Below are 19,106 nucleotides of genomic sequence, written 5' to 3'. Positions count from 1 at the left end.
GCAATGAGGGAAAACGTTAAACAATTTATCTTGCCCAAAAAACGAAAACGGCCCAAAAGTAGGACCGTTCGAATTAACAAAACTCGCTATCCAGTTAAGAGAAGAAACTCTTAACTGAATGGTGTTAAACATAGGCACGAATAATCCTCCTAAAACACAACGCTTTGGACCACATTGACATGACATTCAATTTTAGCATTATTTGTCGTAAACATAGCCTCAACGTTGTTGCCCCCTCACTCGCCATTTTAAGCTTGCTGGTTTCCGCTTTTGCATTAGCTAGCAATGAAACATCACCCGCTATTGGCCTGAACCTAGGGTGGGACAATCACTATATTACTGAAGGTAGAAACAACTTAACTAAAGGCGGAATAGCTTGGGCTGCTGCCACGGCAGAACATAACGATATGGTGGTATTTGCCGTTGTAGGTAGAGCCGACCAAGTACACTACACCGAGTGGAACGCTGGGTTAGAATACGCATTACATTTTCATGATGATGTAGATGCTACAATTGGCTATCAACGTCTTGAATTTTATGGTGATGAACGCGCATCTGATAATGAGTTTTTTAGCTCAATAGCCTACAAAGGTATTGATTGGATAATACCTGCCATACACTACACTTATGCCACTGAAGCATCTGGTTATTTTGTTACTGTAAGCTTGCACAACCCTTGGGAAATCAACTCTCAATTCACCTTCACACCATACCTGTCTCAAGGCTTTGACTTTGGTTACAGCAGCGAAAAACATAATGGTGCCAACCATGTACAATTTGGCCTAGAAGCGGAGCATCAATTTAACGACAATCTTGCCCTAACCGCTCATATTAGCCATAGCATTGCGTTAGAGGACATAAAACAACAGGCTCAAGCAGATGGCCAATTAGGCAGTCTCGATGAAACCTATGCTGGCGTATATTTCAGTTGGGGATTTTAGCGTTTTGATATTGAACGACTAGACTATGGGTTACTAATTCGTCGCACAAGGAGTGCACATGCTAACCCGTTTAACGCAAAAAGCCACTTTAAGGGGTGGATTGCCGCTCACTTTATTATGGATATTCTCGGTTGCTAGTGCCTCTGAGTTTAGCCAGCTAACTGCCAAACCTGCCAAGGACAACGCAGAACTCAACAACGATAACGCTAACCAGTTACCACAACAATATGCCACTGACAGCCAGGGGAATATCATTGCCATTCCCACAAAGGCTCAATCGGCTTTAGAATATAATGCTAACGACATTTTCATTAAACCTAGCTTACAAAAACACATCGACGCTAACAAAGCGATTACGTCTTCAGCACACCAAACTAGCACTAACATGGCTGACGACCCCAGTTGTCGCTGGCTACAAAGTCGCATAACACACTTACAAAAAAAGCAACGGCAAACCCAAAATAGTTCATTTAGTCATTACCAAGATGAAATTGATATTAGAGAAAGTGAATGGGACTGTCTTAAGTGCGCCACCAGTGGCCCTAACGACGTTGACCGTGGCGAATGCCAGCATAAACGTTAATATCCCAATTAGCCTGAAGATGCTCAATTTCAGCAAAAAATTACACGCGTTTAGACAAGGTATTGATTGTGGGTAATGGTTGTACCCTTTCCTAAATCAGCTAAAGCAACAAAATCAACAAATAGTATAAACGCATGAAAAACTTGCCCTTTGGGAGTTTCACCGTGTTCCCCTGATTTTTAAACAAGAGAATTGTTGCGTTAATTTAAAGGTGCCTACATTACCGCATGAACGCGCCTAGTATTGAACACCCGGTGAAGCTCTGAAATACGTATCTTCAAGCTCATTAGGTATATAACCTCAAATAGAACAACTAGATCGCAAAGCTAATCCCCCCTACAATGGATGCATTAACCCTAGTGGAGATTATCATGGCTCAACATTTTGACTATATCGCGCTTGGCGCTGGCAGTGGCGGCATCGCCTCAGCAAACCGTGCAGCAATGCGTGGCGCAAAAGTATTAATCATCGAAGCAAAACACGTTGGCGGTACTTGCGTTAACGTAGGCTGTGTGCCCAAAAAAGTGATGTGGTATGGCGCACATATTGCTGAAGCAATGAACCTCTACGCCAAAGATTATGGCTTTGATGTTAGCATCAACAAATTTGACTGGAATACCCTAGTTGAAAGCCGCGAAGCTTATATTGGTCGTATTCATGATGCCTATGGCCGTGGTTTTGCCAATAATAAAGTCACCCTATTAAATGGTTATGGCCGCTTTGTTAACAACAACACCATTGAAGTGAATGGTGAGCACTACACGGCAGATCATATTGTGGTTGCCACTGGAGGCGCACCAACAATACCTGACATTCCGGGCGCCGAATACGGTATCGACTCAGATGGTTTTTTCGAACTGCGTGAACAACCTAAACGAGTTGCAGTGGTCGGTGCAGGTTACATTGCTGTAGAAGTGGCAGGCGTTTTACACGCACTGGGCAGCGAAACCCATTTGTTGGTACGCAAACACGCACCTTTACGTAATTTTGACCCTATTTTAGTTGACGGGTTGGTTGAGGCCATGGCAACCGACGGCCCCACATTACACACTCATAGCGTGCCAAAGTCAGTCAGTAAAAATGCTGATGGCAGCTTAACCCTGGCGCTTGAAAACGGTAAAAGTTTAACCATAGACTGCCTCATTTGGGCCATAGGCCGCTCTCCTGCAACAGGTAATATTGGCCTTGAAAATACTGATGTGCAGTTAGACGCTAACGGCTATGTGATTACAGACGAGCAGCAAAATACTACCGCTAAAGGCATTTATTGTGTTGGCGATATTATGGCTGGCGGCGTTGAGTTAACCCCTGTCGCGGTTAAAGCGGGTCGTTTACTGTCTGAACGTTTATTTGGCAATATGCCAAACGCTAAAATGGATTACAGCTTAATTCCTACCGTGGTATTTAGCCACCCAGCGATTGGCACAATGGGACTCACCGAGCCAGAAGCTGCTGAGAAATACGGCCAAGACAACATCAAGGTGTACACCTCTACCTTTACCTCTATGTACACCGCGGTAACGAGCCACCGTCAGGCCTGCAAAATGAAGCTTGTTTGCGCGGGTGAAGACGAGGTGGTAGTGGGTGTTCATGGGATCGGTTTTGGTATGGACGAAATACTCCAGGGCTTTGGTGTAGCGATGAAAATGGGCGCAACTAAAGCAGATTTCGACTCAGTCGTGGCCATCCACCCAACTGGCGCCGAAGAATTTGTCACTATGAGATAAGTTATTAATTAATAAGTAAAAGCCGTGTTAAGGTTAACACGGCTTTTTTATTGCAAAACATTTGCTAATACATAACGCGTTTTACATTAACAGTGCTTTGCTGGCTTCTTTATCTTGTAACCACTGCAAAAATACTTTAATGCTTGGAGGACGCTTTTGTGAGTGCCCCATAAGCTGGGTCATCGCAAAACCATGTTGATAATACATTTCAGCATCGTTGTAATGTTTTTGCGCATCATCACTATTGATCATGGCGCCGCGTAAATAGTCACACAAAAGCTCACCGCGGTTAAAGCCACTGACTTCACCAATGGCCATTAATGTTTGTGCATTCCACTGCTTATATTGCTCAAGCACACGCTCAAAGCGCTCACGATAATAATCACTGGCTTGTGACAAAATAGCCTCGTTTGGCACTATCCTAGCGATAACAAATGCTTGCTCTGACAAAATACGATATAAACGTTGGCAGTGATGAAAAATAAACCGTAAATAAGGGTCACTGTATTGTGCAGTATCTTGCTCTGCTTGGTTCAACCACATTCGATAATCGGCACAGGCCACGGCGATAATTAAGTCGGCTTCGGAGGTGAAATGATTGTAAATTGTGCCTTTTGATATCTGGCTAGCGTCAACTAAATGCGAACGGCACAAGTCAAAGGTCTTGTGGCCTTTTAAGCAACGTTGTGACACTTCAATTAAATAATTCCCACGCTTTTCCCAGCTCGTCATGTCTTACTCCGATGAGGTTAAGATAAAAGCTTTGCAACTTCACAATTACATTATAGCAAGCTTTGTTGGTACTCAATATTGAGTAATACTGATGCCACTATGAACTTATTCAATAGCCCATGTTAAAGATTGAATTACTAGAAAGTTTTATTGCTGTGGCTGAGTGTGGCAACCTATCAAAAGCCGCCGATAAAATTTGCCGCACCCAATCAACGCTTAGCCTACAGGTTAAAAAGCTTGAAGAAAGTGTCGGCCAAACGTTATTAAACAGAGACAACAAAGGGGTTACCTTAACTGACTCTGGTGAAACGTTGCTTAATTATGCCTATAAAATGATCCAGCTAAACTCACAGGCACTGGGTGAATTAAAAGAGTGCCAAAACCGCGAAGTGATCCGCTTAGGTGTACCAACTGATTTTATAAAATGTTATTTAAGCAGTTGTTTATTGGAGTTTATTCGTGAATTCACTAATATCGAATTAGTGATCGATACCGATGTCAGCGGCAATTTATATAAAAAATTACACCAAGGCGAATTTGACGTCATTGTTGCAACCCATTGGCAGATCCCAACCAATGGCGAATTACTCTTTACTCGTCGTTTTAAATGGGTCGCCGCGGTAAACGGCAACGCCCATAAACGCAAAACCATTCCGATGGGGTTATACCCAGAAAACTGTCCTATTAGAGTGCAGGTATTTGCTAATCACCGGCTGTCTATGCGCCAAATTAACGTACTCTTATCAACCCCATCACCACAAGCATTGTGCATGGCAGTTGAAAACGACTTAGTGGTTGCACCTATTGCCGAATTTAGAATTACCGACAAAATGCAGGTACTAGACCCGCTTGAGCATGGATTACCCACACTGCCTACGTTTAATGAGTCTCTTTATATCAACCCCAATACCCAAACCGATGCTACAAAACAGTTAATTGACTTAATTAAAGCCAATGTGGAGCAAAAAGGTTATCAGCGCGATTAGCGTGTGTTTATTTTGCTTGTTGAATGTTGTTTGAGATAACACGGATTAAGCTCAGCGAGTAAATTGCCACCGAGCACTCTAAGTAACCTCAACTCTGGATAATAAATGCATTTCAAACAGTTCTTTGCACCGATAACGTTGTTAAATTCACTTGCAATAGACTAGCTATTGACGCGTAAATTTGCCTAGTTATCAGCGCAAATTTCAAGTTTGAATGTATCGTATGGAGTTATTGTTAGAATCGATGCTATTTATTCATCTCTTAACCAGAGTTAAGGTTAAGTAACCAACACCCTTCAGGCAGCATCTGCTGCAAAAATTCCCCCGAAATCTCAACACGCTATCGATTGCATAATGACTTACAGCAACACACCTCCCAATACAAAAGCCAGCACGACACTCAATGCGATTGTGACCACTCCGGGGATCAAAAACGGATGGTTAAATACCGCCTTGCCTATGCGCGTTGAGCCAGTGTCATCCATCTCAACAGCGGCTAAAAGCGTAGGATAAGTCGGCAGCACAAACAACGCGCTCACCGCAGCAAATGAGGCAATGGCCGTTAATGGACTCACACCGATGGCTAATGCTGCTGGCATCAATGCTTTAGTAGTCGCCCCTTGCGAATACAACAACATCGATGCAAAAAATAACGCCACCGATAACAACCAGGGTTGACTATCAAGTAACGAGCCAGCAACGGCTTTAATCTCGTCAATGTGGTTTGATACAAAGGTATCACCTAGCCATGCAACGCCTAGCACACAAATACAGGCCGACATGCCCGATTTAAAAGTCGATGCGTTAGAAATTTTGCTGGCATCTACACGACAAAACCAGGTGATTGCGGCCGCAGCCGATAACATAAACAGCATAATGGCGACATCGCGCGATAATACCGGGTTGGTGATTAAACCGACTTTGTCAGATATTGCCGTGGCATAAGACATTACCGCGACGATTGCCACTGAAAAAATAGCAACTGAACGCTTAGCGCCAGGTAATAAAGTGATTTGTGTTTCGCCACGAACCGTCACTAACCCGTCAGCTAAACGTTGTTGATAAATTGCATCCTCATGCAGTGGTTTACCCAGTAACGAAGCCACTGCGGCACCCATTAAACAGGCAATAAACGTTGATGGTATACACACGGATAACAGCACCAAGTAATCAACACCATAGGGCGCTAAAATCCCCGAGAAAAACACCACAGCGGCAGAAATTGGCGACGCGGTAATCGCCACTTGCGACGAAACAACGGCAATAGACAATGGCCGAGATGGCCGAATACCTTGCTCTTTTGCCACTTCAGCAATCACAGGTAGGGTTGAAAAAGCAGTATGGCCGGTGCCAGCAAATAACGTCATAAAATAGGTAACAATTGGCGCTAAAAAGGTAATATGCTTTGGGTGTTTGCGCAGTAATTTTTCAGCAATAGACACTAGAAAGTCCATTCCGCCCGCCTCTTGCATCGCTGCAATAGCCGTTATCACCGACATAATAATCAGCATCACATCGATAGGAATTGCACCTGGCGTTAATCCAAGCCCAGCAGTAAGAATCAACACCCCTACGCCACCAGCAAAGCCAATGCCTATGCTGCCCATTCTTGCGCCAAGGTATATTGCCCCTAGCACAATGATTAGTTCTAAAATCATCATATATCTTGTTAATGCCTTCGTGTCTTAAATGAAATCGCAGAGTGACTGCCATTGGGGTTGAGATACTACTCTGTTGTGATTTTTCGAATGTAGACACAGATCAATTAACGGCAACGCAATTGCAAAAATGCGGATTATCTGCAGGTTTAGTCGCCAGATCATTTGCAGCAAAAGGCATAAAACAAAACATGCCAATCAGTGATTGGCATGTTAAGGGAGAGGGAGATGGGAAGAGTCAGAGTTTAAAAATAGTAACCAAAGTTAATATTGATACGCTGATCCCAACTGTCGCCAATTTCAGGTAAGCCCACATGGCCATTGTCTAGCGTTGAGGCATACATATTTTTACCCATAATATAGTCAATCATGGTGTAGGTTGGGCCAGACGACAATGCCACACCGGTAACATTTTGATAGCTGTTATCATAGGCTTCGTTATCAACATCAGGGGTGACTACACCAAAGTCATTATACACTTTGACACTGCCCCAGCTCGTGGTAAAGGTTTTAGCCACATTGACGCTATAGGCCTGTGCTTTAGATGCTATTTCGTATTGCCAAGCATAAGCTGCTACAGCAATCTTATTCTCATCTAACGCATCTGCAGCATTATACTCATACTGCATCGCTTGCAATTGTAGCGCCCAACCTTGATAACTTGCGTCAAGGTGCAATGCAACAGCATATCTATCACCATTATTGCCAGTATTACTATTGTAGATTTGTCCTACTTCAACCGACGCCCCCATAACGGCTTTACCACCTTCATACTCCATTGCATAGGTTTGGCGAAGGTTTAACTGGTTGGTTTCTTCATTATAATATTCAGTGCCATTTACCTCCCCTGAATACAAGTCAGTTGAGTAACGATCACTTCTACTCGCGCCGTATTCTGCATTTTTGTAAAACGCAAATTCTGTACCCCAACCACTATTGTTATATACGGCTTTTATACCTGCATCATAATCATCTTCAAATCCTAAATAATACGGTACGCCAAACCAGAAACTATTTGAAATAAACCCAGGGTTACCAAATGGCACCTGATTTATACCAAATTGAACTTGCCATTGCGGTGAGTAATCATAAAAAACATAACCATATCTTAATGCTTCCCAACCATCATAAAAACGATATTCCGATGACAAACCCCAATCATCTAATTTACCATTAAATTTAATTGATGCCATTTCAAAAGTTAAGTCACCACTTTTATCTTTAGCGCTATCACTATATTCTTTATATGAGTAATTAGCTCTTAATGTGCCAGAAACATCAATTCCATCTTCAGCGTCTTGTGCTACAGAATAATTAGCAATAAAACACAGTGAAATCAAAGTTGATAATAAAGAAAGTTTTAATAATTTCATTATATATTCCAATTCAATTGTTAAGTATTAATTTATGTAAATGATATTTACCATTTCATTTTGGTTAAATCACATTGAATAACTTCATCTTTATGTGCTGGAGTGCCAGGGTTTTTAGCTGACTCGCATAATAAAGTTGTGCCGTAATCGTTACGCTTATCGTGGGCATTACTTCTTGCCCAAACCGATACAATTGCGCGCTCTTCAGGTTTAGCTTCGCAGCTACCATCTACATCAAAGGCATGGATGGTATTTTGATGGAAATACATTAGCGGATCGCGATCTGCACTGCTGGAAAGCCACATGGTATGGCCATTGTGTTGCCCAGCGTCAAATTGAACCTGTCTGACTTTGTCGTCTTCTTTAACGGTTTGGATCAGTGGTGAGTCTTCGCGTATTGCAAAGCTTTTAAATTCGTTAGCGCAGGCTGGAACACGCATGTTGTAATAGATTTCTGATATTGCATGGTTATGGTATGGATATAAGGTGTTAACGGACTGAACCGTCATGCCCACTTCGGCACCCACTTTTTCATCATTAATCGCATCGATACGTAATAAACCCCAATGCCCAAAGATTTCAGCATACGCATAACCACCACGTATATTGTTGTAATTTTTATCATTACGCTTACTTTCTTCTGCATACATAGGGTACCAACCTGCTGCAGCCCATAAGTTAGGTAAGGTGTTGGCGCTGATGTCGGTCGGGAACGCAGAAGGCATTTTTACCTCATTGCCTGTGACCATTTCAGTAAAGTGTTTAGTGAATTCTTTACCGAGTTTACGCACGTCTTTGTTAGTGACTTTAGTATCAAAAAAACTGTCGAATGTGGTGCGCTTTAGCCATTTAGCAACGGGGGAGTTTTGCGCTAGCTTTCCGCCAGGACTGTAAATCCAATCCACATTTTCGCGGGCACCAAAACACTTTTTAGCTTTGTCTGGATTATTAATCACTTGGTAAATATTTTTAACCAGCAGCTTCATATCACGGCGATCCATGATGCACATATTCTTACCGCCGTCGGTAGAGTCATACATGGCTTCGTCTGAGTTTAAACATGGGCCGTTTTCACTATTAGTTAATGCAACAGCGTAAGACTGTAAATATTGCAGGGTTTCATTCCATAAAATATCTACATATTTTTGATCATTCTTAGAATAGGTTTGCTCAGCTTCTAAACAACTAAATTCAGCATTGTTAATATCGTTAGCATCTAAAAAACTGGGTAACTCATTGGCTACACAAGAACCAGATAACAACATCGCCATTAATAGAACATTATATTTCATATTATTCATCTCGCTTTATTATTAAAATCTAGATGAATATTAATGATGGAATGCATTCCAAAAATGAACCGACAACACAATCAGAACAAGTAAAATATATGCATTAAAAATAAATAAATTTAATTAAAATAAATATATAAAAATAAATATATAAAAATAAATATATAAAAATAAAGCCGAACATTAAATATTCGGCTTTATTTAATCATATATCACTATTTATTTTTTATGCTTGTCATATTTAAACGTATGACAGTTACTGCATAATGGCTCTTTGGTTTTATGCTCTGCGTGACACTCTTGGCAAGGTAAGTCTTTACCGTAGTGAAGGTTGTTATGTGGGTTTTGCCACTTGTCTTCTTCACTTCTTGCCGTTTTGTTAGCCAACTCATCAACATCATGGCACTGCAAGCAAGACTGATCTGATGGGAACTGCTTGATGCCATTGTCATGACAAGCTTTACAATCTTTACCAATCACTTCTTTGTGGTAGTCGCGGATCTCAACGGCTTGTACTGATAAACTGGTTAGTCCGAGTAAAACCAGCCCAAGTATAATATTAAAGTTTTTCATTAATGATTCCTCTTGTTCACTGGTCTCGTTAGGCTTTCATGATGCTGCGCGCTGCTGTCATACCCATCACCATACATTCTGGGATAGAACAACTGCCTAAACGGCTGATACCATGGATACCACCACAAACCTCACCTGCGGCATATAGGCCACCAATAGGCTTACCGGTAAAGCTGTCTTTCACTTCTGCTTTAGTATTGATTTGTACGCCACCTTGGCAGTAATGCACTTTTGGCCATAAGCGAACCACGGTAAACGGCGCTTCAATGGTTTTATTTTTGGCTAAGGTCATGTCTTTACCAAATTGCACATCTTTGCCCGATTTAACGTAGCCGTTATATTCTTCAATTTGAGCTTTAAGCGCGTCTAACGGCACATTGAAGTGTTTAGCAAGATCTTCAACAGTGTCGAACTTCCAACCCACATTGTACTTAATCACTTTTTTAGTGTTTGGATGGTTTTTAGAATCTTTATAGCTTGAAATCAAGATTGGAGGGTACGGATTTCCTTTCTCATCACGACAGCTCAATTCGGCATCAGCACGAATTTTACGGTCAGCAATTTCATTCATAAAACGCTTACCGGTTAAACGGTTAACCGCTATTGAGTGAGGGAAGTTAAAGATGGCATAGTTAGACACATAACCAAAACCACCTTCGTCTGGCGATGCCCAAGGACCTGATTGGATGTGCGCTAAATGCACAGGTACTGCACCTAGGCGGAACATTTCAAACATGCCTTCGCCGGTAGCACCAGGCGCGTTAGTACAGCCAACTTCAGATGTTAATGTTGGGTCTTGTGCCATACGTAAATTAACGTTTTGCGCAAAACCACCGGTAGCCATAATCACACCTTTTTTGGCGCGAATATTTAACACTTTGCCGGGTTGGTCTTCACCAAAGTGGTAGTTGGTACGCATTTTAACACCAACCACTTCGCCATTTTTGCCGACTAAGAAGCCTTCAAATTTTGAACGATTGTGAGTGTGCACACCAATACGCTTACACTCTTTAAATAAAGGCTGAGTAATACCTGCGCCACAACTAACAGAGGTTTGGTAAGTACGTGCAACTGAGTGACCACCTAATTGTTGTAAGTATGGGTGGTATTCTGCACCTGCATCTAATGTCATTTGCAAAGCTTCAACGGCATGAGAGGCTACGTGTCTTAATAATGCTTCATCAGCGATACCGCGGCCTGACAACAATTGGTCATTCACCATTCTATCTACTGAGTCTTCTACGCCCTCTTTCTTTTGCATTGGCGTACCAGGTGCGGCAAATAAGCCACCGTTAATGGCTGAGTTACCACCAAAGTACGACATTTTTTCAAAAATATGGACATCTTTTGCGCCATGTTTGGTGGCTTCAATTGCAGCGGCTAAGCCTGCAAAACCAGAACCAATAATGACAATCTCAACTTCTTTGTCCCATTTAACACCGTCAGCCTTTTCAGACACTGCCATTGCAGGTGCTACCATTGCCGCACCAGCAGCAATACCTAGTCCAGCAATAAACTTACGGCGCCCTAACAAATCTACATTGCTCATAGGTCATCACCCCTTTTGTATAATTGACGATTTATCATATCGATGGAATCAATTCCAAAATGGGAACTATTGTTAATGTTTGTTGAAAAAACGCCTCAATGTTAACTAATCAATTATAGGTATTACTTTGCCCTCAATATGTTAGGTAGAAGTAATTTTGGAATAGAGTCCAATGTGTGAAGCTGGTTTTTTATCGTTCAAATCGTTAACATATTGAGCTGAGGACGACCTCAACCTAACCATAAGATTAGGTCTTCACCCGGGGACGGCCCCATCTGTTCAGTTTCAGACAGGAGCCAACACCATGCTGATTTATTCCAAACATACTGCTAATTTTTGTTCTTTTTTATATCAATTTATGCATATAAACTTGGTTATACCCTTGATTAAAAAAGTGTTTAACCCCGTAACTTACTTGCTTTTAGGGCTGAGTTTATTAAGCATAAATAGCCACGCAACAGAGCCTCAAGACCATAGCCAACATGCTAAGCACCCCGTCAAAATGGGCTTACATGGTATGCTGCTATTTGGCAGTCAGTACGGTCTTTTTGCGTCACATTTGCCTATGTTCCATCAACCGCACAATGCTCAGGTTGTGTTTAAATTGTCTTTTGCCGACCCTAAAATCCAGGCTGAGGTGATTAACGGCATTAACGTGTCTGCCAAAAGTGACGATCCTGTTTGGACCATAGTGCCTACCACTTTTGATTTATCTAGATTAGATCCCAAGCACTCTAATCACACTTCTCAGTTGACTGTAGATGTGGTGAAAGGACACTTTGAGCGTGGCGGTGAAATGCAATGGCAAGCGCAAACCATCAATGTCGATAAAATTGTGTTATTTAATCCATTACCTCTAGAAAGCGGCTTAAATAAATCGGCTAACAATGATTACCACACTCTGAATTATCACCCCGATGACAAGGTGCAATTTATTGTTAATACTCTTAGCGTTCGCCCAGATGCAGACCATATTGTTCGCATTGATAATGTGCAAACTCCACTACCAAGCCAATTAACACTTGCAGCAGACAAACGGCTATTTATCTCTGAAAAGCAGCTTTCATCAGCGTTATCTGGCAAGGAAAATGTCACACGGATTTACCTTGAATTAGGTGAACTAAAATGATCCAGCCGACCATTGCCGTCTTTCAGCATCATCCGGCTGAAGGGGTCGGACGCATTGAACTGTGGGCAGAACGTCGCAACATCACTCTTGAGTGCTTTTACGCCCCAGATGAATTGCCCGCATCGCTGATGAAATATCAGGGGCTAATTGTATTAGGTGGGCCAATGAATGTGGCTGATAACCCATTATGGATGCGAGCTGAATGTGCATTGATTAATCAAGCGCTTGAATTGCCACGCCCAATATTAGCCATATGTTTAGGGGCGCAGCTCCTGGCAACGCAACTGGGCGGCAAGGTCGTTGAGATGCCAGAGCCAGAGCTGGGTTGGCAACAAGTAAGCATTAATGGCAGCCAGGTGCTGGCGGTTCCGCAATGGCATTATCAAGCCATTGCCTTGCCACAACATATTGACGTATTGGCCTCTAGCGCCCTATGCCAGGTGCAAATGTTTCGCCACCAGCATGCTATCGGTTTGCAGTTTCATCCCGAATGGGACAGCAAGCAAATGACTCAGCTACAAGAGCATTTTGCAGATGAATGCCCTTTTAGTAATACGTTACCCCAAAATGCGCTGCACACCGAACAACAAAACCAACTGGAACAATTTTTGTTTGCACTACTCGATCAGCAATTCAAATCGGCCTAAATCTGTTGAGCTTTGCGGTTGAGCTTTGAATAAACCTCAACCTTAAAAGGCATCCAATGCTTTAATTATCTTCACACAGGTTTCGCCCTGCTGCATAACAACTTGGCTGACGCGGACATACAGCGCCACGCGAACAAATTAACCGTGCTTCGTTTTTAATTCCGCGTTCAATCCAATTAATATTAAGGATTTTCGCCACACTGGTGAGGTCTTTTTTAATGTGTCTAGGGATGTCAATTGAGCCACCATTACCCGCACAAGCTTGCTTTAAATCATTGGCAATCGACTGCGCATCTTTGCCTTGAGCCTCAATCGCCGGATTAAGATCGATACCAGCACACAACACATGTGGATTACCGGCAGAGTCATCGACTTTGATCGACTCACAACAATAAATCCGCGGCTCATTGCCGACATTTAATATCGATATCTGTGCTGACGTGCCTTCTGTGGGCTCGCTGATCATTCTAAATACCGCCCAATGCTGACACGGATCTTCCACCAAGCGCATATTGCCCCATGGCAGCGGGATACCATTGCCGCGATACACAGCTTTTAGTTTACCTGGCGCATAAGCATCAAAGTAATGCCAGTGAGTATATGGCGACACAACTGTCATGCGGCGCATGGCCACCGAGGCCGACACTTGTAATTGTTTATGCACGCTGATTTCATAACCGTGACGGTCAAGCAACTGCCGGTAAGGGACTTTAGGACACAATAGCGCGCCAGCAAAAAAGCTCGATTCAAAGTCACGCCAGGCATGCAAAATATCCTGTGCGTTTAATGTGTTAGATTGCGGAGCATAGGCATCTTCGGTGTCTTCTCTGCGTCCCGACATCATCACGCTTTTTAATCCGTCTTTGTTGTGTAATACACAATGGCCAATATGCACTGCTAAGTCATATTTAAGACGATTTGGTCTCGTTTTTAAAATATTACTAACGTAAATAGTGCCAGGCGGTTCAAAAAAGGAGGTGACTAATTGCTTGGAGCTCATCCCCCTTTCGTCCATCACTTCTTTTGGCGCACGATCAATCCACTTAATTTTTAACCCCATGCCTTTGGCAATATCCATAATGTCTTCAATGGCTAACGGCATGCGCTTTAAGCCCACCTCTTCTGCGGCGCGCTCCAGATCTGGAAAGTGGTTTTGGTGATGCTCCTGGTGTGCACGAATAAGCAAGTGAGCAAACTGACGACCACTGGTACCGGTTTGCGACAACATTTCAGGAATAGCGATTTGCAGAATGTCATTAGAAAACAAAAAGCTTGGTTCAAGCGGCATGCCGCTCACGCCACCTTTGTTGCCTTTTTCTGGCGTAATGGCTTCATCCTCTGGCACATCATCAAGAAACCATTCAACTTCTTTTTGAAATACAGCTGCCACAACGGCCAGCATATCGGCGCTCGGAACCCGTTTTCCGCGCTCTATCATCGATAAATATGACACCGAAGGCGCGTTACTCGAGTCAACACGTATACAACGCGCCGACAAGTCTTCCATTGTTAAGTTATTGCGTTTACGCAAGTTTCTTATCTTTGTGCCCAAAAAATGGGTCTTTCGCATTAAGCTTTTTTCATTTCTCATTTTGTATAATTCACAGTGTAAAATTTTTATTGTGAAATTCTTTGTAAAAATAGCATAGACTAAAAATCAAGCTGCTAACAAGGCTTAATACTAAACAAATAACAAAATTAATTTCTGACCTACTACACAAGAAGAGGATAAGGCGATGAATATGTCTACTCAAGCAAGCAACACAGCCACCCAAAACCTTAACCGCTTCATTGGCGAGCAATTTGTGGCGACAACGAACCAGCAAGATCGCAGCACAAATGCAAAAGACTTTTTGGATGCGCAATTCCCATTAGCCAATGGTTCACACCAAGATGTGTGCAGTTACGTGGTTTACTACAACCACTTGCTTGCCTTCTTAAAAGATGGCACCCAAAGTGGCTTACAAAATCCATGTCAATTTGTGGCGCTGACAGGCCATAAAACTGAGCCAACCTCTGTGGTATTAAAAAACAACGATACCCATGTAGAAATTTGTTTTGACCGCCTTGGCAAATTAGGTGCACAAGATTGTGCAAATATTGAAGACATTCAGGTATCGATGCCAATTAAAAATTTACCGACCCCTTACAAGCAGTGGATTAGTTTATTACACACTAGTTGCCAACCGACTGAAGGTAACTGCAAAGTGTTTACCGCAAAAGACGGTACCGATTACGCATTGCATCAACGTTAATGGGCTGTCGAGTTAACCCTCGCACCCATCACAAAAAAGGCTTCTCACATTATTAATGCGAGAAGCCTTTTTGTTATGCAGGCCAATCCACACTTAAGGCCAAAAGAAACGCGAATTTTGCATCACTTGGTTGATCGGCTCAAAGGGAATAGGGTTTGCCACGCTGTCTATTTGAGTCACGCTAAATTGCAATATGTGTTGCGAGCTATCACTTGTAAGTTGACTTAAATGCCCCCTGACAGTAACGGGGTAATCTAATTGCTCACCCGCCTTAATCATCACTACAGCATCGGTAACCAGAGTAAACGCTATCGCTTCACTGCTATTAATAGCAATGCGATACGCCGCTGCTTGTTGGGTTTTATTACGAATTTTAAGCTGATAGCTGTTTTCAACAATGTCATCACCGACCTCACGATATAAGGTTTGCCTGTCGCGGATCACGTTTAACTGAATATGACTTAACTGGCTCAAATCGATAATAATTAACCCAATCATTATCAGCAGTGCGCTGGCATACCCTAACGCCTTTAATGACAATTTACTCGGCTTTGGCTGGCCTTTTAGCTGGTTTTCGCTGGTAAAACTGATTAAATTTGGCGCATAACCAAACTTTGCCATGGTTTGATTACAGGCATCGACACAGGCACCACAATTAATGCACTCGTATTGCAGGCCATTACGAATATCTATCCCTGTTGGGCACACATCAACACATAAGTTGCAATCAACACAATCACCTAACTCGGTTTTTTCAGCGCGTTTACGTGGCCCACGAGACTCGCCGCGCACCGTATCATAGCTCACTGTTTTGGTATTTGCGTCAAACATCACCGCCTGAAAGCGTGAATACGGGCAACAATGCAAACACATCATTTCGCGCATCCAACCAGCATTTACATAAGTGCATATGGCAAAAAACCATACCCAGGCACCGGTCCAAAACCCGCTACTGAGCGTAAATATATCAATGTAGAGTTCACGCGCAGGCATAAAATAACCGATAAACCCACAACCTGTGAGTAAGGCAAACAGCATCCACGCTAGGTGTTTAGTGACTCGTTTACGTAATTTACTCAAAGACCATGGGGCATTATCTAATGCAGTACGGTGATGATGATTACCCTCAACTTTGGCTTCAACCCACATATACATAAACGTCCATGCCGTTTGCGGGCACAAAAAGCCGCACCACACCCGCCCCCAATATACTGTGACAAAAAACAGCGCAAATGCAGCCGCCATAAAAAACCATGCTAATACGGTAAAGTCCTGTGGCCATAACGTGATGTTAAAGAAAAAGAATTGCTGCTCGGTGACGTCAAATAAAATCGCCTGACGGCCCTGATAGTTAATAAAAGGCAGTAAAAAGAACAATACGATGAGTAAGGTATTGCTGTTCTGTCGCAAACGCTGAAAGACCCCTTTTTGTTCACGCACATGGATTTTTGCTGACGGCGTGGCGATTTGAACCACATCAATACGCTGTGAAGCTTTGAATTTATTACTTGATTGAGATGCTGACGTAACTTGAGCTGATGAGTTGGGCATAACGGGTTTCCTATAACGCGGTATTACCTTGCTATAGCAAAGACTAAGCCAACAAAAGAAAACGTTTAAGACTCTGATTTTATATGACTTTGTTTTGGATCGCCTATCAAAGTGTCACGATATATCGCTATAATGGCGATATATCGTGACTAATCGTGCATGAAAAAATATGTTATCGCTCAATGCCGAGCTTTTTCATACGAGACCGAAGGGTGCTGGCGGGCATGTCTAACATAGCAGCTGCACCTTGTGGACCAGAAATCCGCCAGTGCGTTGTGTTAAGCACTGCAACAATGTGCGCAGCTTCTGCTTGTGCCATGGTTAGCATTGCAGTGGTTGACGGCGCAGATCCCAGTGCCGGCAAAGTATTAAATGACAACTGACCGTTTGACGACAAAATAATTTCGCGTTCAATTAAGTTTTGTAACTCTCGCACATTACCCGGCCAGGTATATTGTTGGAGTTTTTTTAACCCTTGCGTGCTGACTTTGGTGATTTTTTTACCTAACTTATTACCTAGTGATGCCGCCAAATCGCTTACCAATTGAGGAATATCTTCACGGCGTTCGCGCAGCGGTGGCACTGTAATCGGAAATACATTTAAGCGATAATATAAATCCATGCGAAACAAGCCTTGTTCTACTCGCGCGGCTAAATCATGGTGCGTTGCCGCAATTAAGCGAATGTTCACGCTGATCGTTTCACTACTGCCGACCCGCTCAAAACGTTGCTCTTGAATCACCCGCAATAATTTAGATTGGGCAGATAAACTCAGCTCGGCAATTTCGTCTAAAAATAAGGTGCCATTGTGGGCTAATTCAAAACGCCCTTTACGGCGATGAGTTGCCCCCGTAAACGCGCCTTTTTCATGGCCAAAAAGTTCGCTTTCTAACAATGCGCTAGAAAATGCCGCGCAATTTACACTCACCATAGGCTGATCTTTACGATGACTTAATCGGTGCAAGCTGCGGGCTACAAGTTCTTTGCCTGTGCCATTTTCACCGCAAATAAGCACTGTGCTGTCGGTGTTTGCCACTAAATTAATTTGTTGGGCTAATTGCTTAATCGGCTGGCTGCTACCAGAAAACCCTAACGCACCTTGCTGGCCTTGTAACTCGGTGAGTAAATATTGATTTTCTGACGCGAGGCGCTCAGACAACGCCTGAACTTGAGCTAATGCCTGCCTTAGTGATTGCTCTGTATGCTTTTGCATACTCACATCACGAAATATCGCGATAACGCCAATCAGCTTTTGGTGATGATAAACCGGGGTTGAACTGTAATATACCGGAAAACTACTACCGTCTTTGCGCCAAAACACATCATCAGACACCTGACGCGGTATGGCGTCATGTAATGTGCGATAAATCGGGCAATCATGTTGCGGATAATGGCTGCCGTCTGCATGGCTATGATGATGGCAATCATGAATGTTTTTGCCAATTAACTCGGCGCTTTTCCAGCCGGTCATTTGCTCTGCGGCTGGGTTAATAAACACCGCATTACCCTCTAAATCAAAGCCATACACCCCTTCGGTCATGGCATTTAGCAGTAAGGTATTTTCTGGTAAAAAGTGACGCGATGAACTAGGTTTATCTAACGTAGAATGAGACATATTGTGGGCGTTGCTGCAAAATAATATCTACAGTATAGCCGACTCACGATATATCGCGAATTTATCACCCCATCTGTAATGACTTAGATGCTTTTTACACATGAATGTTTGTAGTAGATTGATAATATCGACAATAAATAGAGATAATAGCTCAGTAAAATAAGCTAAACTAATAAAAATAAAGCTTTTTAAGTCAATTGAGACTTACTGGTATCAGCACTTAAACACATTATTTTGCCATTTTCTGTTGCGTGTTGCGTGTTGAGGCGCATATTGAGATATTCAAGTTATTGCTACCCTATTACACCAATTTGGATAAATAATTGATCAGAGATTACGTAGAGAAAATCGTTTAGAATAAGGCAGAAATTGCAGCTAGCTAGTTGTTCTACCTTAAAAATTTTTAACGACGTGATAAGCAATGCAAACCAGTAAGAATGGTCACATTCTTGTGCTGATTGGTGTTAATGCCATAAGTAATTGAACTAACCCGTA

16 protein-coding genes are annotated in these 19,106 nt (G+C 42.6%); 7 read left to right on the top strand and 9 right to left on the bottom strand.

The genetic code is table 11. The annotated features are described in order from the left end of the window. Positions 1-179: 179 nt before the first annotated feature. From IEW93_RS09355 to gorA, 3 genes are all read left to right on the top strand, one after another. Positions 180-941 carry a hypothetical protein gene (locus IEW93_RS09355; protein WP_188739067.1) on the top strand — a complete coding sequence of 254 codons (762 nt, stop codon included), beginning with the start codon at positions 180-182 and terminating at the stop codon, positions 939-941. A 58-nt stretch (positions 942-999) separates the two neighbouring features. Further along, on the top strand, positions 1,000-1,524 hold the full coding sequence (locus IEW93_RS09350; RefSeq protein WP_188739066.1) for a hypothetical protein: 525 nt from the start codon (positions 1,000-1,002) through the stop codon (positions 1,522-1,524). A 371-nt stretch (positions 1,525-1,895) separates the two neighbouring features. Then, the gene (gorA, locus tag IEW93_RS09345) at positions 1,896-3,251 is read left to right on the top strand and encodes a glutathione-disulfide reductase (protein WP_188739065.1); all 1,356 of its coding nucleotides are present in this window, start codon (positions 1,896-1,898) and stop codon (positions 3,249-3,251) included. An 81-nt stretch (positions 3,252-3,332) separates the two neighbouring features. On the opposite strand, the gene IEW93_RS09340 is transcribed toward gorA, so the two are convergent. Further along, positions 3,333-3,983, bottom strand: coding sequence for a TetR/AcrR family transcriptional regulator (locus tag IEW93_RS09340; protein WP_188739064.1), 651 nt, complete (start codon positions 3,981-3,983; stop codon positions 3,333-3,335). Positions 3,984-4,102: 119 nt separating this feature from the next. On the opposite strand from IEW93_RS09340, the gene IEW93_RS09335 reads away from it, so the two are divergent. After that, positions 4,103-4,969 carry a LysR family transcriptional regulator gene (locus IEW93_RS09335; protein ID WP_188739063.1) on the top strand — a complete coding sequence of 289 codons (867 nt, stop codon included), beginning with the start codon at positions 4,103-4,105 and terminating at the stop codon, positions 4,967-4,969. 359 nt (positions 4,970-5,328) lie between these two features. Here IEW93_RS09335 and IEW93_RS09330 read toward each other — a convergent pair whose 3' ends face one another. From IEW93_RS09330 to ardA, 5 genes are all read right to left on the bottom strand, one after another. After that, the gene (locus IEW93_RS09330; protein WP_188739062.1) at positions 5,329-6,630 is read right to left on the bottom strand and encodes an anaerobic C4-dicarboxylate transporter; all 1,302 of its coding nucleotides are present in this window, start codon (positions 6,628-6,630) and stop codon (positions 5,329-5,331) included. Positions 6,631-6,872: 242 nt separating this feature from the next. Then, complete coding sequence (locus IEW93_RS09325; protein ID WP_188739061.1) at positions 6,873-8,000, bottom strand: hypothetical protein; 1,128 nt, start codon at positions 7,998-8,000, stop codon at positions 6,873-6,875. Between the two features lie 47 nt (positions 8,001-8,047). Then, positions 8,048-9,292, bottom strand: a complete 1,245-nt coding sequence (dddY, locus tag IEW93_RS09320) for a dimethylsulfoniopropionate lyase DddY (RefSeq protein WP_188739060.1) — start codon at positions 9,290-9,292, stop codon at positions 8,048-8,050. 219 nt (positions 9,293-9,511) lie between these two features. Then, positions 9,512-9,865, bottom strand: a complete 354-nt coding sequence (ardB, locus tag IEW93_RS09315; RefSeq protein ID WP_188739059.1) for an acrylate reductase cytochrome subunit ArdB — start codon at positions 9,863-9,865, stop codon at positions 9,512-9,514. Positions 9,866-9,893: 28 nt separating this feature from the next. After that, complete coding sequence (gene ardA / locus IEW93_RS09310; protein ID WP_188739058.1) at positions 9,894-11,414, bottom strand: acrylate reductase flavoprotein subunit ArdA; 1,521 nt, start codon at positions 11,412-11,414, stop codon at positions 9,894-9,896. 382 nt (positions 11,415-11,796) lie between these two features. On the opposite strand from ardA, the gene IEW93_RS09305 reads away from it, so the two are divergent. Further along, positions 11,797-12,543, top strand: a complete 747-nt coding sequence (locus IEW93_RS09305; RefSeq protein WP_188739057.1) for a hypothetical protein — start codon at positions 11,797-11,799, stop codon at positions 12,541-12,543. Beyond that, positions 12,540-13,190: a type 1 glutamine amidotransferase gene (locus tag IEW93_RS09300; RefSeq protein ID WP_188739056.1), complete on the top strand. Its 651-nt coding sequence runs from the start codon at positions 12,540-12,542 to the stop codon at positions 13,188-13,190. The genes IEW93_RS09305 and IEW93_RS09300 overlap by 4 nt, the downstream gene beginning before the upstream one ends. A 61-nt stretch (positions 13,191-13,251) precedes the next feature. Here the strand turns inward: IEW93_RS09300 and IEW93_RS09295 are convergent, their stop codons facing one another. After that, complete coding sequence (locus IEW93_RS09295) at positions 13,252-14,781, bottom strand: DUF3612 domain-containing protein (protein ID WP_188739055.1); 1,530 nt, start codon at positions 14,779-14,781, stop codon at positions 13,252-13,254. Between the two features lie 151 nt (positions 14,782-14,932). Between IEW93_RS09295 and IEW93_RS09290 the strand changes: the two genes are divergently transcribed. Beyond that, positions 14,933-15,445 carry an aldolase/citrate lyase/malate synthase family protein gene (locus IEW93_RS09290; protein ID WP_223418988.1) on the top strand — a complete coding sequence of 171 codons (513 nt, stop codon included), beginning with the start codon at positions 14,933-14,935 and terminating at the stop codon, positions 15,443-15,445. A 93-nt stretch (positions 15,446-15,538) separates the two neighbouring features. Here IEW93_RS09290 and ccoG read toward each other — a convergent pair whose 3' ends face one another. Together ccoG and IEW93_RS09280 are read right to left on the bottom strand one after the other, a co-directional pair. Then, a complete protein-coding gene (gene ccoG / locus IEW93_RS09285) occupies positions 15,539-16,996 on the bottom strand; it encodes a cytochrome c oxidase accessory protein CcoG (RefSeq protein WP_188739053.1) in 1,458 nt (485 codons plus the stop codon). 172 nt (positions 16,997-17,168) lie between these two features. Next, positions 17,169-18,611: a sigma-54 interaction domain-containing protein gene (locus IEW93_RS09280; protein ID WP_188739052.1), complete on the bottom strand. Its 1,443-nt coding sequence runs from the start codon at positions 18,609-18,611 to the stop codon at positions 17,169-17,171. Positions 18,612-19,106: the final 495 nt, after the last annotated feature.

The sequence above is a fragment of the Shewanella inventionis genome, from assembly GCF_014641855.1.
GTDB lineage: Bacteria > Pseudomonadota > Gammaproteobacteria > Enterobacterales > Shewanellaceae > Shewanella > Shewanella inventionis.
The sequence above is the reverse complement of the archived record's forward strand: the minus strand, read 5'-3'. Positions and strand labels throughout refer to the sequence as shown.